Source organism: Parasphingorhabdus litoris DSM 22379, from assembly GCF_020906275.1.
Taxonomy (GTDB): domain Bacteria; phylum Pseudomonadota; class Alphaproteobacteria; order Sphingomonadales; family Sphingomonadaceae; genus Parasphingorhabdus; species Parasphingorhabdus litoris.
This window is the reverse complement of sequence record NZ_CP086727.1, coordinates 3,456,666-3,476,750: the sequence shown is the minus strand read 5'-3', so window position 1 is coordinate 3,476,750 and position 20,085 is coordinate 3,456,666. Positions and strand designations below refer to the sequence as shown.

Sequence of the window (20,085 nt, the reverse complement as noted above, 5' to 3'; positions counted from 1 at the left end):
TTTCAAAAAGTGGAAACGGCCTGCCGGGTGGCCGCTTATTTATTTTTCGCCATTTTTGCTTTGGCGTTTTTCTGCGCTGTTTCGAGCGCTTCATAATAAGCCTCAAACGCGGCATCGGAATCGACGCTGAGCTTGTTGACCAGTTCGCGATCGGCTGGTGACCAATTTTCAGGATCTTCCCAATCCGTGGAATCATCCGAATTGTCAGCGTCCTCCATCACCTCGTCGATCGAGGCAAAAGGATCATTGCCATGTGTTTTTACGGGTGGCAGATGAGCCGTGGCTTCCTCGACCTTTTTCATGATTGCTGGCATGGCCTGCATCATTTCAGGCACCATGTTCATCATCGACTGCATCATTTCCGGATCGACGAACACCATCATATAGTCCCGGGCAAAGGCTCCGCCGGTATCGGTAGCGAAGAAACCGTTCATTTCGTTCAACTGGCTAACCGTGAACTTGCGGGCGTAGATGTTCGTCAATGCCTCGCGAACCGCTGGTTCCATGGCGACCATCAAATCCACCATCTCATTCATCATGACCTTGGTCGAGATTTTCATCCGCTCTTCAAAATGCGGATCGGCCTCCCGCGATATATCGGCCAGTGTCCGTTCCCCAATATCGTCGGGGATATCGTCTTTCGCTACACCGCCGGCACTGGCAAGGTCACCCATGCGCATGCCGCCCATGCTAACCATCATCTGATCCATCATCTGATCCAGTGTACCACGCATCATCCGCTCATAGGTGCCGAGCGGGAACAGATAATCGACCGTATTTTTGGCCGCAGAGAGGCGCGCCGGATCAATCGGTTTGGCTTCGCTTTCGGCTGTTGCTGTTGCATCCGCATCTTGTGCCGTGGCGGGGGTGCTGAATGCCAAAGCCAGTGAACTTACGGTAATCGCAAAGATTTTTCTCATTTTTTACTCCGAATTGGGTAGGCGAAAGAGGCGGCGTCAGGCGGCTTGTTTTTCCGCCCGCGCTTTTTCGCGCAAGAATTTGTGCATATGCTCGGTCACGTCGCGACCGTCACGGATACCCCATACCACAAGGCTGGCTCCGCGGACAATATCACCGGCTGCAAAAACGCCGTCGAGATTGGTCATCATACTCTTGTGATCGACCCGCAAAGTGCCCCAGCGCGTAACGCTGAGATCCGGGCAATCGAACAGACTGGGAAGCTCTTCCGCATCAAATCCCAAGGCCTTGATGACCAGATCGGCCTCCAGCGTGAATTCACTGTCGGGCTGTACCTCTGGCGCGCGTCGGCCACTGGCATCAGGCGCGCCGAGGCGCATCTTTGTTGCCTTGACTGCCGTGACGTGTTCCGTGCCCTCAACCGCTTTCGGGGCAGAGAGCCAAACAAAATCCACGCCCTCTTCCTCGGCATTTTTCACTTCATTCTGCGACCCCGGCATATTGGCGCGATCACGGCGATAGAGGCATTTAACCGATTTCGCCCCCTGACGTACCGAGGTCCGCACGCAATCCATCGCGGTATCGCCGCCGCCGATTACGACCACATTCTTGCCTTGGGCATTGAACCGGCCATTGTCGAAATCAGGCACATCATCGCCAAAGCTCTTGCGGTTTGAGGCGGTCAGGAAGTCCAAAGCTTCTTCGACACCAGGCGCGCCGACGCCCGGCATTTTGATCTCGCGTGCCTTATAGACGCCGGTCGCGATCAGAATGGCGTCATGTTTGGTGCGCAGCTCTTCCAATGTCGCATCTTTGCCGACTTCAAAATTCTCATGAAAGTTGATGCCGCCATCTTTCAGGCGCTGGATGCGCCGCATGATGACATCTTTTTCCAGCTTGAAACCGGGAATGCCGTAAGTCAGCAATCCGCCAGCGCGATCATGGCGATCATAGATATGGACATCATAACCGGCGACGCGCAGATATTCGCCAGCGGTCAAGCCAGCTGGACCGGCACCGATAATGCCAACTGACTGGCCACGCGATTTACCAGCAACCAGCGGTTCGACCCAGCCTTCTTCCCAGGCGGTATCGGTAATATATTTCTCAACCGCGCCAATGGTCACAGCGCCATGGCCGGAAAATTCAATAACGCAATTGCCTTCACACAGACGATCCTGCGGACAGATTCGGCCACAGATCTCTGGCATGGTCGACGTCAGATTCGACATTTCATAGGCTTCGCGAACCCGGCCCTCGGCGGTAAGGCGGAGCCAGTCAGGAATATGATTATGGAGCGGACAATGGGTAGAGCAATAAGGCACTCCGCATTGCGAGCAGCGAGCCGCCTGTTCCGCCGCTTTTTCAGGCGCATAGCGGTCAGCAATTTCCTGAAAATCCTCGGCGCGCAGCGTAGGCTCGCGCTTTTCGGGATAGGTTTGACCGGTGTTGACAAATTTCAACATGTCTAATTTTTTCGTGCCTTTTGGCATGCAGATCGCTCGTTTCTTGTATTTTTCGATTAGGGTGACCCTGCCCTCCTGAGCGGGCGTTGGGGCCCCGATAGGCGAATCCATGGGCAGAGTCACGCGAAAACAGCATTATAGGTAAGTAAAGCTGTCTTATATAACATGTTTTAGCCGGTTTTTTGACTGGCTTGTGAGGGCCTGCAGAATAAAAGTATCATATCGGACCTAAATTCATCAACGACAAAGTGGAATGCCGCTTCTATAAGTTGATTTCCTTCACTTGCTCCGGGTTCCATAATGACATTTATTCAAATGCTGCTCCTCGCCGTCGTGCAGGGTGTTACCGAATTTTTGCCAATTTCCTCATCCGGTCATCTCATATTGCTCCCCGTTTTCACCGGCTATGCTGATCAGGGGCCAATGATAGACATTGCTGTACATGTTGGATCTTTGCTGGCGATCATCACCTATTTTTTTAAAGACGTGCTTTCTTTCGGCAAAGGCGGTCTGGCAACCATTGGTATTGGCAAAGCAGATACCGAGCGTCGGCTGCTTTGGTGGATCATCATCGGGACGATTCCTGCGGTCATTGTGGGCTTGTTCCTGAAGACAGGCGGCTATCTGGAGGGATTTCGCAGTACGACATTGGTGGGTATCAACCTTATTGTCTACGGTGTTCTGCTGGGCGTCGCTGACCGTATTGGGCGGCAGGTCAAATCGTTTGAAGATATGACACTGAAGGACGGATTGATTGTCGGTTTGGCCCAGGCTTTGGCGCTAATTCCGGGCACCAGCCGGTCGGGGGTTACGATGACCGCTGCGCGTTTTCTGGGTTATAGCCGTGTGGAATCGGCCCGTTTCTCGTTCCTACTATCTATCCCGGCGGTTGCAGGCGCGGGAATATTGATCATCCCGGATCTTATGGATGCCAGTGGTGATCTGCTCAAAGAAGCATTGATCACCGGTGCGCTGACCTTCGTCGCGGCCTTTGCGACCATGACTTTCCTGATGCAGTTCCTGCGCAAGGCATCGATGATGGTGTTCGTTATCTATCGTGTCGCGATGGGCGCGGCCTTGCTGATCTGGTTCTAGCGTCGCTACGCCTCAGCTTGCCTTTGCACGCGCTCCAAAGCGGCCATAGGTGGTATATTTGTCCATCCACCCCCGGGCCACGGTCGCCAAGGGTGTTGGCGATACATTAAATGCTTCCAGCCCAGCCTGCCCATCAGCAACAACATTGTCCTTCTGCAGCATTTTATACTGATCCAACGTAATCGGTGCACCGGGAAGAAAACCCGTGCACGTCGCCATCAGCTTTGCTGCAACATCCGGCATTTCGATAAAGCCGCGCTCCCGCTTCGTCATCTTGGCAATCCGCCGATTGAGATCCCCCATTGAAATGACTTCCGGCCCGCCCAATTCAAAGATCTGACCGGCATAAGGCGCGGGGTTCTCTAGCGCGACTGCCACAGCCTGTGCCACGTCGCCGACAAAAACCGGCTGAAACTTTGTGTCGCTGCCAATTATCGGCACTATCGGCATCATCCGGATCATCGCGGCAAAGCGGTTGATGAACTGGTCTTCGCGGCCAAATACTATGGAGGGGCGCATGATCACTGCGCTGGGAAATGCCTCAAGCACAGCGGTCTCAGCGTCGCCCTTGCTCTTCCCATAGCGGGATGGCGATTCGCTATCGGCACCAATGGCCGACATTTGGATCAATGCGCTGCACCCGGCCTCAGCCGCAGCCTCGGCTACGTTGCGCGCGCCGGTTACGTGGACCGTTTCAAAATCCCCATCCAAAATCCCAACCAGATTAATAACCGCGTCACAACCATGAACCGCCCGTTTTACGCTGTCTTTCTTGGTCACATCGGCGCTGGCAAATTGGGTCTGGCCCAAATTGCCCAGCGGCTTGATATGCATTGCATTTTTGACATTACGTTCGGCCACCCGCACCCGCGCACCGCGCGACAAAAGCTGTTGCGAGATATAGCGACCCAGGAAGCCGCCACCGCCAAAAATGCAAACCAATTGTCCGTCAAGCGTCATAGTCTATTGTCCATTTCCTTCGCGCAATGATGCCATTGCCTTCCCGCGCGCTTTTGCATGACCGGCGCGTGCACGCAATATCCGATTCCATATTATTGCCGCCGCAATATAGCATATTTCATCCGCCAGCGCGCCGTCAGACATAAGATCGCCCTTATTGGCAGATGAATCATTGACAATATCGCCCTCGTGGCGCTAATCGCCCGCTCCTACACCGACAACTTGTCGGTTGGCCCAGATGGCGGAATTGGTAGACGCGCTAGCTTCAGGTGCTAGTATTCGCAAGGATGTGGAGGTTCGAGTCCTCTTCTGGGCACCATTTACTTATTCATCACAGTTCGCTGGCGGTTGAAAAAGCCCGAGAAACTGCCAATAGAAAGCAGTTTATGGCCGTCGCTGTCTGCCCATGCCCGCCTGCACTCGCAGCATAGCAGGGGCCACTATGGGGGCCACATTGCAATAGTAGATGAAAGTGGCCCCCATTATGGCGTTGACCGATACAGCGATCCGGAATGCAAAGTCCGGTGAGAAGCCGAAGAAGATGTTTGATGAGCGCGGTCTGTTCCTTCTGGACCAGCCGTCGGGGGAGGGAAACTGTGGCGTTTGAAATATCGCTATCTCGGGAAAGAGAAGAAGCTGTCGCTTGGCCGTTATCCTGATGTTTCGCTCAAGGTTGCCCGCGAAAGGCGCGATGAAGCGCGGACGCTGATTGCCAATGGTGCCGACCCTGCCAGTGTGAAGGCAGAAATCGCGAACGAGAGGCGTGAAGCGGCTGCAAACACATTTTCATCGATTGCTGAAGAATACATCACGAAGATCGAGAAGGAAGGCCGAGCGGCTGTCACGATAAAGAAGACACGCTGGCTGCTTTCCCTTTTGGAAGGAGACCTTGGCAATCGCCCGATCATAGAGATCACGCCAGCCGAATTGCTCACCACGCTTCAAAAGGTCGAAGTAAAGGGTCATTTGGAAACAGCGAGGCGGATGCGCTCCTTGTCTGGCCGCATTTTCCGATATGCGGTTGCTACTTCTCGCGGTAATTCCGATCCGTCCGCATTGCTGCGCGGGGCCTTGGTCGCGCCGACGGTAAAGCACCACAGCGCCATATTGGAACCAGCCAAGGTTGGCGAATTGCTGAGCGATTGAAGGCTTTTCTGGCCAGCCGTTGACCCATTTGGCGCTAAAGCTCACCCCTCACGTATTCGTTCGCCCCGGGGAATTGCGGCGCGCCGAATGGAGCGAGTTCGATCTTGGAAAGGCAATTTGGACCATAACACCGGAAAAAATGAAGATGCGCGATCCCCATATGGTGCCGCTATCACGACAGGCCCTTGGTTTTCTGGAAAGCGCGCAAGCTATAAGCGCGGGCCAGCGCTACGTTTTCTCGTCTCTTTATCCGGGTAATCGCCCGATATCGGAAAACACAATCAATGCTGCGCTTCGACGGCTGGGATATAGCGGCAAGGAAATGACCGCTCACGGCTTCCGCGCTATGGCAAGCACATTGCTCAACGAGAGTGGCAAATGGTCGTCAGATGCGATTGAGCGAGCATTGGCCCATAAAGACACCAATGCAATTCGCAGTATTTATCATCGAGGTGCGCATTGGGATGAGCGCGTTAAAATGGCGCAGTGGTGGTCAGACTATTTGGATCGACTAACAGCGGAAGGGAAAGTTGATTCAATCAACGATGCCATTCCACGGTGACGCCGCCCTATGTCAGCCTGAGGGTCTTTCTGCCGTTCGAAAAAGTAATTTTATGAAAGGATCCTAAGCTAAGTCAGGAAAACCACGAGTATACAGCTTATTGATGCCACCACGCAAGGCATCGGGGATTAGTACCCCCATACCTAGACGGTTGATGTTGACCGAAAACAGCATCGCACTCCTGTCCTATGGTCGGGGAGCCTGTGACGCATGTCCAGGGCTCTCGGGCCTAAAGGTCACAGGACCAATCTAGGTTGGTGTACTAACTCTCCGATTACCAAGGATCAGGTGTGAAGTCGAAAGCGGGGGCGTACCGCGATCGACTTCCGAGGAGATACTGGAAATGCCAAAAGGAACACGGGCTGGGTTTAATCTTCTAAATGTTGAGCGGATCAAGTGCCTTGAAGGCAAGTAGTTTAGGGTTCAGTAAGCTATCGATTTTCAACCAAATTTGGGCCGATTGCGGACTGTCTGGTTCCATCCGCTATGGGCGCAAAATCGGCCACTAGCTTATACTCAGATTATTATTCAGGTTCATGCGACATCGACAAATTGACCGGATCGCGGATTTAAAAATCAGCGGACTGTGATCTGGTCTTGATCACACTTTCTATACGCAATGATGCCGATCTGTTGCCAACCAGTGTTGGAAACGATGCCGCATAGTTGAAAACTCACGCTGGCCGGAACAGCGGAAAATGCAAAAGACTCACAATCGGTTCCATTGGATTTTCAGAATCGTTCAGTATATTCTCAGTAGCGAGTACAAGCGCCCGTTCGTGATCACCCATAAACTTTGCTAGCTTGGCAGTCTCTGGTTCCTCTTCAGCGCATACCAATGTTTCCAATTCTACGTAGCGTTGTAGATATGTGCTTCTTGTAGTTTCGTTGATAGCGGCAAAACTTTCTTCCCACGACATAGCAAACAAAGTCTCTTTCCCAGCGGACACGGTTTCTCTGGCTTGGCGATCCTCGACCATTGACAAGCCAAATCGCGACATAGCTGGACGAATCAACGCTTTACCCTCGGTCTCAAACTGAAGAAACGAGCCAACAATATATTGCTGCTCTGGACTATCGGCTTTTTCTAGCATTGCATCAAAAAATATCTCCCCTGTTTGTTCACCATGATAAACATCTTTGAGACATTCCAAAAAATCTTTACTTGGCATTATCTTCTCCGGCTTTGTCTGGTTACGGAAAATATGATATTACTTGCGCGACCAGCTTATGTGTCTTTGGGGCCTCTGTGTGAGATAGACGCATCTGTGAAAAACAGAGACGCGAAACTGCTCCTCGATTCAGCCTATTAACAATGGTTAACCGCTGTAGCTTTGCGTTCACAGGTCAGCATCGGACAAGCAAAAATCATTTTCGGACATTGGCCCGATTTCTGTCTTTTCCATTGCTACGGAGCATCAAATGGCCGCAAAATTGTAATTTTTCATTTGCGAAAATGGCTAGGTGATTCCATCGTCCACTGCTTGAATGCACGGCGGAAATTTGTGGATTCGGTATATCCAAGGCGATCCGCAATCTGATCGATCGTCATCGCTGTGTTCCTAAGATAATCGAGCGCCAAATTTTTGCGCACATCATCTTGGACTTGGCGGAATGAAGTATCCAGCGCATTAAGCTTCCTACGCAACGTTCGGGAACTCATTGCCAATGTTGCCGCAACCTTTTCCATATCCGGCATATCACCCGGGTGCCTGAGCAATTCGCGACGAACCTGCAGCAAAAAATCGTCTTCGCCCCGATGCTTAGCGACAAGCTGTTCAGCAAGTTTCAAACAGATTTGTGCACTCGCTGAATCGGATGTACGCAACGGCTGTTCGGTTGGAACCCTTGTCCAAACAAGATTTTCGGGCTGATCATAACTAATTGGGCAGTCAAAATATTCGCGGTATTTTCGTGCATATACGGGCTTCGAATAAGTCAGGCTAATCTCAAGAGGGTTCATCGGTTCCTGCAGATATTCAGAGGACAATCGCATGATGCCGACAATATTTTCCTCGACGCAAAAGGGTACCAATCGTTCGATTGGGTAAATCGGGTCCATCTGAATACGTTGCCGGCCGGCTTCTATACGCGTCGTCGTTTGTATCAGGCTGGGTGCGGCCTGGTAATATTTCTGACCGATTTTTGTGGCTTCGATTTCATTCGCACTGCTCATGATCGCGTAACCAAGCGCGCCCCAAGTGCCAACGGTTTCAGCGCCACCGACCTTCAAACCCAACCAAGGAATGGGCGATAGTCTCAGCGCTGCATCGATCAGCCCGAACATCTGGTTGAAGCTCAAAAATGCTTCATCATCGGCAAGCAACCCCTGATCAAAATCAAGTCGATCAAATAACTCAACCAGTGAGACATTCATATCATCGAGAATATCGACAATCAGCCGCGCAACTTGGGGTGACATCACGGGGCGATCGAAATTCTCTAAGTCAAAGGTCAATACGCCTGTCCGAAAATGATCTGTTCTTGGCCAGTGCTAACCTGTTGCGCGCGTTTTAGCCAGCTTAAACAACGAACATCAAAAATCGGAGGATCACACAATGTCACTGCCTGAAGTCATCAATCACCAAGATCATCTACTGTCTGTTAACATCAATGAGCAGGAAGCAGTCCAGCATCCGACCGATGGATATTTCATCCAACCATTGTTCCTCGACTCCGAGAATGGCACCTGGGTGCTGTACGCAAAATTCCCGCCTGGCACTTTACTGCCACGCCATTTTCACACCGGCACGGTGCACTTCTTTACCACCAAGGGATCCTGGAACTATGTCGAATATCCTGAGGACAAGCAAACTGCCGGCAGCTATCTTTATGAACCCGGTGGTTCGATCCATCAGTTCTCCGTTCCAAAAGATGCCAAAGAAGCAGCCGAGGGATTCATGGTTGTCACCGGCGCCAACATTAACTTCGATGATGATGACAACTTTATTGATGTCAGCGACGCAGGCACCATCGAACAAGCGGTATTGACGGTTTGCCAGATGATGGGTCGTGACGCGCCGCGCTACATCCGACCCGGTGCTTCTGCCGCCTTCTCTTTCTGATGTGACCGCAGCTGAGAGCAAATCACCTAAAATATACTCGCCCGTTTCGGTGTGAGCGCCGGACAATAGAAAGGACACTCCCATGAACGCCTCCGAAGAAAATGTCGCATTGCTGGCAAATCTACCTGATCCGACCTCACCTGAAATAGAGCAGGTGCGGGAAAATTTTGCCGAAGATTTCAAATGGCATTATTTCAACGAGGGGTTGCCCGATCTCAACAAGACCTATCATGGCTTTGATGGCTGGATGCAGTTTTTCAAAGATCTCGCGGGCAAAACCGGCGGCACATTTGGCGTCAACATGAAGCATGTTTACCCCATCGGCACAGAGCTCGTGGTCGTACATGCGCTGCCCAGTATGACGATCGACGGCATGAGTCTGGAAACCGATGCTGCGGTTGTCTGGCGCATTGTCGACGGCAAGATCGCGGAGGCGTGGGATATTCCCGGACTGAATTCAGCTATTCGAGCAAAATAGTAGAAAAGTCGTACCCGTTATTCAGTAAATAGATCTGGAGCATGTAGTGAACCGATTCAAAGCTAAATCTGTGGTGATAACCGGCGGAGCGTCCGGGATCGGAGCGGCGAGCGCGCGGCGCTTTCATGCCGAAGGTGCTGCTGTTGTTATCGCCGATCTGAATGATGAACTGGGAACGGCGCTGGCCAATGAACTAGGCGAGCGCGCACTGTTTCAGAAGACGAATGTTGCCGAATATGATCAGGTCGAAGTGCTAATGGGCACCGCTGTGGAAGCATTCGGCAGGCTCGATGTCCTGTTCAACAATGCAGGTATTGGATGCTTCGGTCTGACTCCGGATTTGTCTGTTGAGGATTGGCGGCGTGTCATTGCCATCGATCTCGACGCTGTTTTCTTCGGTTGCAAAGCAGCCATTCCGTATATGCGAGCGGTTGGCGGCGGTGCCATTGTGAACACGGCTTCGATTTCAGGAAGCGGCGCCGATTATGCCTTTACTGCCTATAATGCGGCCAAGGGCGGCGTGATCAACTACACCCGCGCCCTGGCTATCGATCATGCGCGCGAGAATATTCGTGTGAATGCAATTTCTCCCGGTCCCATTTCCACAGCCATCATCGCTCAAGCCAAATCGGTCCCTGCGGCGGATCAAGCGTGGTGCGACGTCGTGCCAATGGGCCGTTGGGGCGAGCCGGAGGAAATTGCCGCTATTGCCGCTTTTCTGGCCTCAGATGATGCATCCTATATGACAGGTTCCATTGTGACAGCCGACGGAGGCTTAACCGCCCATACCGGCCAACCCAATCTGCCTGCTATCGCTGCGCGTTTGGTAGCCGATGCATAAACAAACCCTGGCACTTTTTTCGCAACTACACATGAGAGAATGATAATATGACAACCGTAAAAGATATCGATATCGCCGTTTTTGGCGCCACGGGCTTCACCGGACAGCTCATTGCCGAGTATCTCGGCCAGCAGGATGGTGTGAAAGTTGCCATTGCTGGTCGCAATGGTGACAAATTGACAAAGGTGAAGTCCGATCTTGGCCTGTCCGAGGATACTGAAACCATCGTTGCTGACGCCAGCGACAAATCGGCACTGACCGAGCTCGCTCGTCGGGCGCAAGTGGTCATAGCAGCGGCAGGACCTTATCAGCATTATGGCGAAAATCTGATCGCCGCCTGCGCCGAGGAAGGCACAGACTATCTTGATTTGTGCGGTGAATCCAATTGGATCCGCGCGATGATCGACAAATATGATGCGACAGCAAAAGCTTCCGGCGCACGTATCATAAACAGCTCCGGTTTCGATTCCATACCATCCGACTTGGGCATCTTGCATCTGCAAAATCTTGCTGCAAAACATCAGAAACAGCCTTTCACTCGCGTAAAGGGTCGTGTTGAAGCCATGCAAGGGGTGGCATCTGGTGGTACCGTCGCCAGCATCATGGCTGAAATGGGCGTGGCCGCCCAGGACCCAGCTGTGGCTGAACTCATCGGCAGTCCCTATGCTCTTGCGCCGGGATTTGCGGGTCCGGAGCAGCCCGATGGCGACTCAGTGAAATTTGATGAGGATCTGAACAGCTGGGCCGCGCCGTTCATTATGGCGGCGATCAACACCAAGACAGTGCATCGGTCGAACTTTCTGCAGAGCCACCGTTACGGAACAGATTTCGGCTATGATGAAATGACGATGACCGGCCCCGGCGACGAAGGCAAAGAGCTGGCCACGCAAATGGCCGATCCGGGTGCGATGCTGAATCCAGAAGGCGGTCCGCCACAACCGGGCGAAGGACCATCTCCTGAGGAGCGTGAGGCCGGTCATTTTACCATCGCTTATCACGGCACAAACAGCGCCGATCAGTACGGACTTGTGCGCGTCAGCGGATTTCAGGACCCTGGCTATGGCTGTACGTCGAAAATGATTTCTCAAGCAGCCCTGTGCTTACTGAAAGACGATGTCGAAACTGCTGGCGGTTTCTGGACTCCGGCGACTGGCCTAGGTGAAAAACTGGTCGATCGGCTTGGTGATACCGGCGTGCTGAAATTCGAGACAGAAGTTTCAACCAATAGCTGAGTATATAAAAGGAGAAGGACATAATGACAGCGCAACTTAGACATTTCGACAGCAGCGATACGGCAGAAAATATTATTGCTGCGATCAATGAAGACGGAGCGATTATCGTTGAAAACTTCATTGGGAATGAGCTTCTTAGTACCTTGGTTTCTGAACTTAAACCGCATGCGGATGGTTTTGAGCCCGGAATGTCCGGCGGCGCGATCAAACAGATGTTTTGCGGTGCACAGACCAAAAGATTTGCAGGACTAGCAACCAAGGCCCCATCATTTGCCAATCTGATCGATAATGATCTCCTGCACCAATGGGCTGAACAATCGTTTGCAAATGATTATTGGCTGAACACTGGTCAGGCGATGATTATCGGCCCTGGTTCAACCGAACAAATGTTGCACCGGGACGTTGGCAATTGGCCAGTGGTCCACAATCTGGGTAAAGATGGCCCCGAAGGTACGCTGAGCATCATGCTCGCGATCACTGATTTTACAGAAGAAAATGGGGCGACCCGCGTTGTTCCCGGCAGCCATCTTTGGGAGGACTTTTCGGTAGAAGCGGATGAAAAGCAGGTGGTGCAAGCAGTCATGCCTGCCGGATCAGCGCTGCTTTATACGGGAAAGGCCATTCATGGCGCAGGCGCCAATATTTCTAATGACAAATGGCGTTTTGGTATACAGATGAGCTACATTCTAGCGCAACTCACGCCGGAAGAAGCGCATCCTATTACCATACCATGGGAAGTGGCACGGAACTTCTCACCGCGGGTGCAGCATATGCTGGGCTATTATTCACACAAGACATTTCTGCCTGATTGGCCGGTTCTATGGACCGCTGACTATCGTGATGTTCGAGAATCACTCGAGCCAAAAGCTGATACGGAATATGTCAGTGCCGGGGCGAAACGTCTAGAATTGCCGATAGCGGCAGATTAGCCGCGTGGGGCGAGTCCTCCGTTAGGAGAGAAATTTCCGGAAAGGCCGTTCCACAGTGTGTCGCACGGTATCGGGATGAAGCAGACATGACTGCCAAGGACGCAAAAGCGGTCATTGCAAATCAATCTGAAATTCGACAGCCCAGTGTTGTGACACTAAATCATCGCTCTCAAGTTTTTATTATCGGAGAATATAATGACTCTAAAACTTTTTCATTCGCCAGGCACAAGATCAATCCGCGCGCTTTGGTTACTTGAGGAAATGGGATTACCTTATGAGTTGAAGAGCATGGAATATAATGGTGCATATTTTGCATCAGATCAATATCGGTCCATCAATCCAATGGGAAAAGTTCCAGCGCTGTATGATGATGGAGAGTTAGTTATAGAATCAACAGCAATCATGGAATATTTGCTGCATCGTCACGGTCCAAGCTCACTGAGCGTTTCGTCGGAAAATCCTGAATATGCGACTTATCTGCAGTGGTTGCATATGGCGGAAAGCGGCATGGCTAACTACATCTCTGTGAGTTTTGGCCAAACGTACGGAAAAGACCCGTATAAGGTCTCGGAACAGTTTGATACCTATTGCCGCTTTCAAATCACAAAAGCGCTCGAAATGCTGGAAATTCAATTGAAAGACCGGGAGTATCTTTTGGAAAGCGGCTTTAGTGCAGCGGATATTTCATTGGGATACACCTTGTTTTTTGCTCAAGCTTGTACTGGCACAAAGTTTTCTGAAACCGTTGGAGCCTATTTCAATCGACTGGCGTCACGCCCGGCGTTTCAAAAAGCGCTGTCAGACCTACCAAAACAACAATCCTTTTAACGTCCGCTTTCGGGATATAACGGACACCACCCAAACGTCCTAAACTGGGGCGCGTTGCAGACAAGCTGCTTATGGGCCGTTTGCGGACTGTCTGGCTGTGGCCCTGTTTTGGAGCAAAAGCGGACACTAGAAAATTACCGCCAAGCTAGAAAACCGTTTATGAATTGGGTTGCGTGACGATTGACCTTGTCTCAGCGAATCAAACTAAGTGCAGTGTTGGATGTTGGACAAACGCTAACCGGTTAGTAGTCCAAATCAATCATCCAGCCATTCCAGATTGGCGAGCGGATAGCCGAGATACCATTTTGCCCGCTCCAATATGATCCGTGTTTTTACTGTTTTGACGCCCAGTGTTTCGTCTCCACTGACCCTGTCAACCAGGGCATTTAGAGCCTGTGTGTTCGAGCAGCATGTAAACGAGATATAGTCAACGCCGCCAGTCACTCTTAGACAATCCATGAACTCCGGAATGTCTTCGATGACCGCTTCAAAAGCTTTGCGCGATTGCGGACTGTTATTCTCCAGCGTGAATTCAACATAGGCGAGCACATGTTTGACCATCCGGTCGAGATCCAAGTCGGTGTGAAAGCTGACGAAATATCCGGCTTCCTTCAGCGCCTTCATGCGCTGGAAACAGGCACTGTTTGAAAGGCCGACCTGCTCTGCAAGATCCTGATTTGATATATCCGAGTCTAAATGGGTGATCGACAATATTTTGCGGTTGATCTTGTCCAGCTTGATGGCGCGTTTTTTCATTTTTCTTTTTTGTCCTGTTTGCCAATCCTATAATTGGCATTTCTATTTTGGCTAACTACAAAATTTTGGTTTGAACCAGGACGCATCTTCAAAATCATATTTGGAGCCTGTTGGACTAGGCTCCTGCTGATATTGCTAAAGAACCGATTCATGTTCGCGGCAAAATTTGGGGGGAATATGTCGGGAGAGACAAACGAGTTTTCAGCGGCAGCGATCACTGACGACCAGCTGGTCCCCTGGCCACGTGTGGCTGCGGTTGCGGCAATGGTTTCTTTCTCGCTTCCCACCTTCATCACCGGACTGGAGGTCTCTCAGGGCCTGTCAGCAATTGATGCTCTCTGGGCATTGCTAGCAGGCTCAGCCATCATCCTGATTATCGGTGCAATCATGGGGGCGATTGGCGCGAACAGCCGAATGAGTTCCTACCTTCTCGTGCGCGTCGCCTTTGGAGATGTCGGGGCAAGCCTGGTCAATATCGCCTTTGCCATCTCTCTGCTCGGCTGGTTTGGAATAAATATCAACTTGTTCGCTGGCGCAGTTTCACGTCTGGCATTGGAAGTTTGGGGGACAAACCTATCCACTGTGGGTCTGGCAATATTTGCCAGCATTTGCATGACACTGACGACATTGGTTGGTTTCAAAGCAATCAATTTACTGGCGACCCTGATGGTGCCCATCTTGGCTTTTGTTACCTTCCTGCTCGCTCAATCCGCATTGGATGCACAGACTTTTGGCCAGATTTTGGCAATAGATAAGACGCCGACATTGACGATCGGTGACGGCATTTCCGCTATCGTCGGTGCGATCATAATTGGTGCCATCATATTGCCGGACATCACGCGTTTCGTGCGTCACTGGAGCGGAGCCGTCTACACCGCCATCATCGCCTATATGATTGTACAGCTGATCGTAATGGGTGCCGCTAGCCTGGCCGGCTCTGTTTCGGGGAAAACCGATATTCTCGATATTATGATTGATTTGAATTTGGGGCTCGGGGCATTTGCAATTGTCATCGCCGGAAGCTGGGTGCTGAACTCGCTGAATCTTTACAGCACAATATTGAGTGTCAAGGCGACATTCCCGAAATCAAACAGCAGCTGGCTTGCGGTTGGATTGGGGGCAGTAGGTGTCATCACCGCGCTTCTGAATATTCTTGATAGCTTCGTGACATTTTTATTCTATCTCTCGGTTATCTTCATTCCGGTGGCGGGTGTCATCATAATTGACTGGATGCTCATTCGGCCCAAAGCCTATAGTCTAAGCACATTGGATCAAAATGGTTCCGTTAACACTCCGGGATTGATCGCGTGGGCGATAGGTGCGGCTTTTGCGGTACTGGCATCAGAAGAACTGCTCCCAACGCTAACGGGTATTGCCGCCATGGACGCCGTGATCTTGGCTGGACTTGTCTATACCGGGCTGGCTTGGCGCAATCGCGAGGTACAGGCGTCATGAGAATTGGTATTGATGTGGGCGGCACACATACGGATGCTGTGATATTAGATGGCGATCATGTCATAGCGGCCACCAAGGCCCTGACATCTGCGGATGTTGTTGGCGGCATCACGGACGCCTTGGACAGCTTGCTGAAAGATGGTGCCGTATCGCAGGATATGATCCAAACCGTGATGATCGGCACGACGCAATTCACCAATGCGATCGTGCAGCGGCGCGAATTGTCGCCTGTCGCTGCGGTTCGCATTTCCCTGCCTTCTGGGCGCGGAATGCCGCCGATGGTCGACTGGCCTGCCGATATTGCAGAAGCAATGGGCGGTCATATCTACACGCTGCATGGCGGATATCTTTACGACGGTTTCCCGGTTGCAGACATTCGGGATGACGAAATTGCATCGTTGATCAAAGATCTTTTGAAAAAGAGTATCAAGAATATCGCCATCGCCTCGGCCTTCTCGCCAATGAATGCCGAGCCAGAGAAAATTGTCGCCGCGAAAATCCGCGCTGCCATTCCCGATGCGCGGATCACGGTGTCGCATAGCTTCGGAAGGCTCGGCCTGATGGAGCGCGAGAATGCGGCCATTATGAATACAACTTTGCTCCCCTTTGCGGACAAGGTCGTCAGCTCCTTTCTTGACGCACTTGCCAATCGCGGACTGCATAGCCCTACTTATATCAGCCAGAATGATGGCACTTTGATGAGCGCAGATTTCGTGCGGGCTTATCCCGCGCTGACTTTTGCTTCCGGACCGACTAACTCGCTACGCGGTGCCCATAAGCTAACCGGGCTGCAAGAAGCCATTGTCGTTGATATTGGTGGGACGACATCGGATATTGGTGTATTGCAAGGCGGTTTCCCGCGCGAGTCCAATGTCGTCATCGAGATTGGCGGTGTGCGCACAAATTTCCGCATGCCGGACATATTGGCAATTGGTCTTGGCGGCGGCAGCCTCGTTCTCGACGAAGGCCGAACCATCGGGCCGCAATCGGTCGGCCATAATCTGGTGACCGAGGGGTTGGTTTTCGGCGGTGAGACATTGACCACAACCGATATCCTCGTGGCAAGCGGTGCCGCTGATATTGGCGATGCTTCCAAGGTTGCCCATATTCCAAAAACCACTGTCGAGCAGGCCGGTTTTACGATGCACGAAAAACTCGATCAAAGCATCGAAATGATGAAACCCGGCGGCAAGGAAATGCCCGTCATTCTGGTCGGCGGCGGAGCGATATTGGTGACCGGTGGACTAAGGGCTGCATCGCAGCTCCATCGTCCGGAAAATTCCGGGGTTGCCAATGCCATCGGAGCCGCAATTGCGCAAATTGGCGGTGAAGCCGAACGCTTGATGTCATATCGCGAAACGCCGCGTGAGGAGGCAATCAAGAAAGTGACCGACGAAGCCAAAGGGCGTGCGGTTGAGGCCGGTGCCGAAAGTTCATCGATAAAAGCCGTCGATATAGAGGAAACGGCTGTCCCCTATATGGATGAAGGCGCCACGCGGATTCGGGTGAAAGTTATCGGTGATCTTGCCACTGGAGGATCATCATGAAGTTCATCGACCTGGAGCATCTTAATGATTTGGCGCTCGGATCTGTATTCCTGGCCACGGGCGGCGGCGGAGATCCGCATGTGCCCAAGCTCATCGCACATGAGGCGATAAAGCAATATGGCCCCGTATCGGTAATCAAACCGGACAAACTCGACAATGACGCTTATGTCGTAACAATAGGCAGCGTTGGTGCACCAACTGTCAGCTTGGAATTATTACCGTCAATTGACGATGCCGCGCGCACGCTCGAGGCATTTGAGAAGCATGTCGGACGAAAGGTTGACGCTGTTGCTTCCTTTGAAATTGGAGGCGGGAACTCGTTGATCCCGTTGGTTGCAGCAACTGGCAAAGGGATACCTGTCATTGACGGTGATGGAATGGGACGGGCGCTGCCTGAGGCGCAAATGATGTCCTATCCGATAGCCGGGATCAGGCCAACACCCGCCGTAGCATTCGACTATGCCGGGAATACGGCCATATTCGAAGTTTCCACCACTGCTATCTACGAGCGACATATCCGCAGCTACTCCATGGCAGCCGGCGGCATGATTACAGCTGCCGAGCATCCGATGACGGGAGAAGAGCTAAAACGGTCCATAATTCCCGAAACCCTTAGCTTTTCTGTTGGCCTGGGTCGGACATTGCGGGAAAATCGCGGGCAGGCCGATAGTCTTCTGGAACCTTTGCAGAAGATTTTTGCAGACTCGATTTATGGCGAGTGCCGCTTGATCCATAGCGGCAAAGTGATCGACAAAGCTACCCGGATTATCGGCGGATATGATATCGGCGAGGCAACAATCGAAGCCTTTGACGGCAAGGGTGACAATCTGACCGTTAGTATCAAAAACGAATATTTGATGGCGAAACTGGGCGACAAGGTGGCTGCGAGCGTTCCGGACCTCATAACCATTGTCGACTATGAGACCGGCACGCCGATTAATGCCGAGCGATTGCGCTATGGTCAGCGTGTTTCTGTCTTTGCAACCGGTTGCCCGGAATTTTACCGGTCAGAGGCCGCACTCAAAGTGGTCGCGCCGCGCTGTTTCGGATTTGATATCGACTATGTGCCTTTGGAAAAGCTCTAATCCTGAACGAGATCACCAAGCGCATTTTTCAATATGTCCAACTTGTCTCCATATCTTTTCCAGCGACCGATCGACCCCGAATAGAGTGGTTGTCGCACTTGAACGGAGCTGGCGGTTGACACAGGCGCGGTATTTTCATGAAAGCGCATACAGGCTTCGTCCCATTTTAATTCGCAAAATTTGAGCAATTTGCGCGTCTGATTTTCTTGATCGTAAACAATATCCTCGTAGCGGATTTCCAAGAACCGTTCTGGTGGCAAAACGCTGCGCCAATGGGACATCAGATCGTCATATAACCGATAGAATATCGCCGTATCTTCGAGATCAAACGTATAATTATAATAGGAATAGCGGGTCGAGAAAAGCTGACGGAAATTGGAAAGGCAACTATCCATCGCACCGCGCCGGAGGGATATTATCCGGGCATTGGGTAATGCTCTGGATATTAGGCCGGCATAAAAGAAATTCAGCGGCATCTTGTCGACCATATACCGTGATCCATTTGCACGTTCCTGGGTATTTTGGATATAGGCTTCGCCAATTCCGGATAGATCTGATGACGCCGCCAATTGAAATGTCTCGGCATCCATAACCATGTTGGAAGGTGTGTTCACCGCCGCCTTGATCAGTTCCGCAAAAATATTGAGCTCGCCACCCGAAACGACCATGGGGTGGGACGATAATATCCTGTCGACAAGCGTTGTGCCTGTTCGCGGCAAGCCGACGACGAAAATCGGTATATTGTCCGCTGACGTTGCCGCGAGGTTGGTGCCAGTTTTGAAAGTCTGCTTGGCACTCTCAAACAGCTTTTGACCCGCTGCGCGATCATAACGCAACTGTTCGCGCTTGGCCTCTTTGGCTTTCAACAACCAGGCGAGGCTCTCTTCATATTCCTGTAAATCTTCCAGAGTCTTGGCAATCGCATGTCCGATTTGCAGCCTGCCTTCTGCATCCCCTTCGGCCTGCTTGAAAAGCGCCTTCAATTTGGGCAGCCGGTTATTTTCTGCATTTTGTTTTTCCAGCGAAGTCAGGGATGACCAGGCGCGATAATGACCGTCATCCATTTTAAGGGCCCGACTATAGGCTTGCTTTGCGGTTTCGAAATCACCAACAAACTGCGCCGATGCAGCCAGATTATAGTGATAATTGGCACGATCCTGCTTTAAGGAAACTGCTTTTTCGAAGAACGGAATAGCCAGCTGATGATATCCAGCGCGGCTATATACGACACCAATTGTATCGGCCAGCGAGGCATCATCTATGTTCAGCGCAGCGGCCTTGTCAGCGCTGGCTTTTGCCGCATTTTGTTGCCCTATGGTCGATAAAATTCTCGCGTGGTAAATTTGAAAATGCACAACATCGGGACCCAGTTCAGCAGCCTTGGCAAACAGCTCCGGTGCCTTGCTGTAATTTTTATGCTCCTCCGCAACAACGCCGAGCAGAAAATAGGGTAGCGGATTGTTCACATCTTTTTTGATAAGTTCAATCGATCGGGCATGAACATCTTCATAATGCTTATTCCGCAACAGCTTAAGACCGGTGGCCAGCGTTAAATCGTTCATATCCTGAGCTCTGGCCCCCATATTGCCGCAAACTTGTTCCTAGAAATCAAATTTTGCTCCAGTACCGAATTAAGCGAAATTATTGAGCTGAATTAGCTGCTTTCAATAGCCAATTTTGCCTACTATCTTTTAGGTTATCTTATAGACTAAGCAGTAACTG

21 protein-coding genes and 1 tRNA gene are annotated in these 20,085 nt (G+C 51.5%); 14 read left to right on the top strand and 8 right to left on the bottom strand.

Annotated elements, in window-relative coordinates; translation table 11 throughout:
- Window positions 1–35 precede the first annotated feature (35 nt).
- Together BS29_RS16775 and BS29_RS16770 are read right to left on the bottom strand one after the other, a co-directional pair.
- A complete protein-coding gene (locus BS29_RS16775; RefSeq protein ID WP_229954775.1) occupies window positions 36–920 on the bottom strand; it encodes a DUF2059 domain-containing protein in 885 nt (294 codons plus the stop codon).
- A 36-nt stretch (window positions 921–956) separates the two neighbouring features.
- A complete protein-coding gene (locus BS29_RS16770; protein ID WP_229954774.1) occupies window positions 957–2,411 on the bottom strand; it encodes an NAD(P)-dependent oxidoreductase in 1,455 nt (484 codons plus the stop codon).
- A gap of 273 nt (window positions 2,412–2,684) precedes the next feature.
- Between BS29_RS16770 and BS29_RS16765 the strand changes: the two genes are divergently transcribed.
- On the top strand, window positions 2,685–3,479 hold the full coding sequence (locus tag BS29_RS16765) for an undecaprenyl-diphosphate phosphatase (protein WP_229954773.1): 795 nt from the start codon (window positions 2,685–2,687) through the stop codon (window positions 3,477–3,479).
- A gap of 12 nt (window positions 3,480–3,491) precedes the next feature.
- Here the strand turns inward: BS29_RS16765 and BS29_RS16760 are convergent, their stop codons facing one another.
- Together BS29_RS16760 and BS29_RS16755 are read right to left on the bottom strand one after the other, a co-directional pair.
- Window positions 3,492–4,439 carry a complex I NDUFA9 subunit family protein gene (locus BS29_RS16760; protein WP_229954772.1) on the bottom strand — a complete coding sequence of 316 codons (948 nt, stop codon included), beginning with the start codon at window positions 4,437–4,439 and terminating at the stop codon, window positions 3,492–3,494.
- A 3-nt stretch (window positions 4,440–4,442) separates the two neighbouring features.
- Window positions 4,443–4,583, bottom strand: coding sequence for a hypothetical protein (locus tag BS29_RS16755; protein WP_229954771.1), 141 nt, complete (start codon window positions 4,581–4,583; stop codon window positions 4,443–4,445).
- Between the two features lie 88 nt (window positions 4,584–4,671).
- On the opposite strand from BS29_RS16755, the gene BS29_RS16750 reads away from it, so the two are divergent.
- The 4 genes from BS29_RS16750 (at window position 4,672) to BS29_RS17520 (ending at window position 6,147) form a co-directional block, all read left to right on the top strand.
- Window positions 4,672–4,758: transfer RNA gene (locus BS29_RS16750), tRNA-Leu, on the top strand.
- 147 nt (window positions 4,759–4,905) lie between these two features.
- Window positions 4,906–5,046, top strand: a complete 141-nt coding sequence (locus tag BS29_RS17530) for an Arm DNA-binding domain-containing protein (protein WP_326838476.1) — start codon at window positions 4,906–4,908, stop codon at window positions 5,044–5,046.
- On the top strand, window positions 5,043–5,585 hold the full coding sequence (locus BS29_RS17525; RefSeq protein ID WP_326838475.1) for a tyrosine-type recombinase/integrase: 543 nt from the start codon (window positions 5,043–5,045) through the stop codon (window positions 5,583–5,585). The genes BS29_RS17530 and BS29_RS17525 overlap by 4 nt, the downstream gene beginning before the upstream one ends.
- A gap of 19 nt (window positions 5,586–5,604) precedes the next feature.
- A complete protein-coding gene (locus tag BS29_RS17520; RefSeq protein ID WP_326838474.1) occupies window positions 5,605–6,147 on the top strand; it encodes a tyrosine-type recombinase/integrase in 543 nt (180 codons plus the stop codon).
- 674 nt (window positions 6,148–6,821) lie between these two features.
- Here BS29_RS17520 and BS29_RS16740 read toward each other — a convergent pair.
- Both BS29_RS16740 and BS29_RS16735 read right to left on the bottom strand, forming a co-directional pair.
- Window positions 6,822–7,319 carry a hypothetical protein gene (locus tag BS29_RS16740; RefSeq protein WP_229954770.1) on the bottom strand — a complete coding sequence of 166 codons (498 nt, stop codon included), beginning with the start codon at window positions 7,317–7,319 and terminating at the stop codon, window positions 6,822–6,824.
- A 272-nt stretch (window positions 7,320–7,591) separates the two neighbouring features.
- Window positions 7,592–8,605, bottom strand: a complete 1,014-nt coding sequence (locus tag BS29_RS16735; RefSeq protein WP_229954769.1) for an AraC family transcriptional regulator — start codon at window positions 8,603–8,605, stop codon at window positions 7,592–7,594.
- 100 nt (window positions 8,606–8,705) lie between these two features.
- Between BS29_RS16735 and BS29_RS16730 the strand changes: the two genes are divergently transcribed.
- The 6 genes from BS29_RS16730 to BS29_RS16705 all read left to right on the top strand — a co-directional run bounded on the left by BS29_RS16730 (window position 8,706) and on the right by BS29_RS16705 (window position 13,520).
- Window positions 8,706–9,212: a 2,4'-dihydroxyacetophenone dioxygenase family protein gene (locus tag BS29_RS16730; RefSeq protein WP_229954768.1), complete on the top strand. Its 507-nt coding sequence runs from the start codon at window positions 8,706–8,708 to the stop codon at window positions 9,210–9,212.
- 82 nt (window positions 9,213–9,294) lie between these two features.
- On the top strand, window positions 9,295–9,690 hold the full coding sequence (locus BS29_RS16725; RefSeq protein WP_229954767.1) for a nuclear transport factor 2 family protein: 396 nt from the start codon (window positions 9,295–9,297) through the stop codon (window positions 9,688–9,690).
- A gap of 46 nt (window positions 9,691–9,736) precedes the next feature.
- Window positions 9,737–10,531 (top strand): SDR family NAD(P)-dependent oxidoreductase, encoded by a 795-nt coding sequence (locus tag BS29_RS16720; RefSeq protein WP_229954766.1) that lies wholly within the window; start codon window positions 9,737–9,739, stop codon window positions 10,529–10,531.
- A gap of 47 nt (window positions 10,532–10,578) precedes the next feature.
- The gene (locus tag BS29_RS16715) at window positions 10,579–11,763 is read left to right on the top strand and encodes a saccharopine dehydrogenase family protein (RefSeq protein WP_229954765.1); all 1,185 of its coding nucleotides are present in this window, start codon (window positions 10,579–10,581) and stop codon (window positions 11,761–11,763) included.
- A gap of 23 nt (window positions 11,764–11,786) precedes the next feature.
- Window positions 11,787–12,692, top strand: a complete 906-nt coding sequence (locus tag BS29_RS16710) for a phytanoyl-CoA dioxygenase family protein (RefSeq protein WP_229954764.1) — start codon at window positions 11,787–11,789, stop codon at window positions 12,690–12,692.
- A 195-nt stretch (window positions 12,693–12,887) separates the two neighbouring features.
- The gene (locus tag BS29_RS16705; RefSeq protein WP_229954763.1) at window positions 12,888–13,520 is read left to right on the top strand and encodes a glutathione S-transferase family protein; all 633 of its coding nucleotides are present in this window, start codon (window positions 12,888–12,890) and stop codon (window positions 13,518–13,520) included.
- Window positions 13,521–13,775: 255 nt separating this feature from the next.
- On the opposite strand, the gene BS29_RS16700 is transcribed toward BS29_RS16705, so the two are convergent.
- A complete protein-coding gene (locus BS29_RS16700) occupies window positions 13,776–14,276 on the bottom strand; it encodes an Lrp/AsnC family transcriptional regulator (RefSeq protein WP_229954762.1) in 501 nt (166 codons plus the stop codon).
- 177 nt (window positions 14,277–14,453) lie between these two features.
- Between BS29_RS16700 and BS29_RS16695 the strand changes: the two genes are divergently transcribed.
- The 3 genes from BS29_RS16695 to BS29_RS16685 are packed head-to-tail and all read left to right on the top strand — an operon-like array spanning window position 14,454 to window position 18,363.
- Entirely contained in the window at window positions 14,454–15,731 is a 1,278-nt protein-coding gene (locus BS29_RS16695) for a purine-cytosine permease family protein (protein ID WP_229954761.1), read from the top strand.
- Window positions 15,728–17,278, top strand: a complete 1,551-nt coding sequence (locus tag BS29_RS16690) for a hydantoinase/oxoprolinase family protein (protein WP_229954760.1) — start codon at window positions 15,728–15,730, stop codon at window positions 17,276–17,278. The genes BS29_RS16695 and BS29_RS16690 overlap by 4 nt, the downstream gene beginning before the upstream one ends.
- On the top strand, window positions 17,275–18,363 hold the full coding sequence (locus BS29_RS16685; RefSeq protein ID WP_229954759.1) for a DUF917 domain-containing protein: 1,089 nt from the start codon (window positions 17,275–17,277) through the stop codon (window positions 18,361–18,363). The genes BS29_RS16690 and BS29_RS16685 overlap by 4 nt, the downstream gene beginning before the upstream one ends.
- On the opposite strand, the gene BS29_RS16680 is transcribed toward BS29_RS16685, so the two are convergent.
- Window positions 18,360–19,925 (bottom strand): tetratricopeptide repeat-containing sulfotransferase family protein, encoded by a 1,566-nt coding sequence (locus tag BS29_RS16680; RefSeq protein WP_229954758.1) that lies wholly within the window; start codon window positions 19,923–19,925, stop codon window positions 18,360–18,362. The genes BS29_RS16685 and BS29_RS16680 overlap by 4 nt on opposite strands.
- Between the last annotated feature and the right edge of the window lie 160 nt (window positions 19,926–20,085).

Bases quoted from the DNA above. Each gene is read 5' to 3' on its own strand.
- BS29_RS16700 (WP_229954762.1), bottom strand. From the start codon at position 14,276: ATGAAAAAACGCGCCATCAAGCTGGACAAGATCAACCGCAAAATATTG.
- BS29_RS16710 (WP_229954764.1), top strand. From the start codon at position 11,787: ATGACAGCGCAACTTAGACATTTCGACAGCAGCGATACGGCAGAAAAT.
- BS29_RS16775 (WP_229954775.1), bottom strand. From the start codon at position 920: ATGAGAAAAATCTTTGCGATTACCGTAAGTTCACTGGCTTTGGCATTC.
- BS29_RS16725 (WP_229954767.1), top strand. From the start codon at position 9,295: ATGAACGCCTCCGAAGAAAATGTCGCATTGCTGGCAAATCTACCTGAT.
- BS29_RS16715 (WP_229954765.1), top strand. From the start codon at position 10,579: ATGACAACCGTAAAAGATATCGATATCGCCGTTTTTGGCGCCACGGGC.
- BS29_RS16740 (WP_229954770.1), bottom strand. From the start codon at position 7,319: ATGCCAAGTAAAGATTTTTTGGAATGTCTCAAAGATGTTTATCATGGT.
- BS29_RS16770 (WP_229954774.1), bottom strand. From the start codon at position 2,411: ATGCCAAAAGGCACGAAAAAATTAGACATGTTGAAATTTGTCAACACC.
- BS29_RS16730 (WP_229954768.1), top strand. From the start codon at position 8,706: ATGTCACTGCCTGAAGTCATCAATCACCAAGATCATCTACTGTCTGTT.
- BS29_RS16755 (WP_229954771.1), bottom strand. From the start codon at position 4,583: ATGTCTGACGGCGCGCTGGCGGATGAAATATGCTATATTGCGGCGGCA.
- BS29_RS16765 (WP_229954773.1), top strand. From the start codon at position 2,685: ATGACATTTATTCAAATGCTGCTCCTCGCCGTCGTGCAGGGTGTTACC.
- BS29_RS17530 (WP_326838476.1), top strand. From the start codon at position 4,906: ATGAAAGTGGCCCCCATTATGGCGTTGACCGATACAGCGATCCGGAAT.
- BS29_RS16680 (WP_229954758.1), bottom strand. From the start codon at position 19,925: ATGAACGATTTAACGCTGGCCACCGGTCTTAAGCTGTTGCGGAATAAG.
- BS29_RS16760 (WP_229954772.1), bottom strand. From the start codon at position 4,439: ATGACGCTTGACGGACAATTGGTTTGCATTTTTGGCGGTGGCGGCTTC.
- BS29_RS16690 (WP_229954760.1), top strand. From the start codon at position 15,728: ATGAGAATTGGTATTGATGTGGGCGGCACACATACGGATGCTGTGATA.
- BS29_RS16685 (WP_229954759.1), top strand. From the start codon at position 17,275: ATGAAGTTCATCGACCTGGAGCATCTTAATGATTTGGCGCTCGGATCT.
- BS29_RS16695 (WP_229954761.1), top strand. From the start codon at position 14,454: ATGTCGGGAGAGACAAACGAGTTTTCAGCGGCAGCGATCACTGACGAC.
- BS29_RS16705 (WP_229954763.1), top strand. From the start codon at position 12,888: ATGACTCTAAAACTTTTTCATTCGCCAGGCACAAGATCAATCCGCGCG.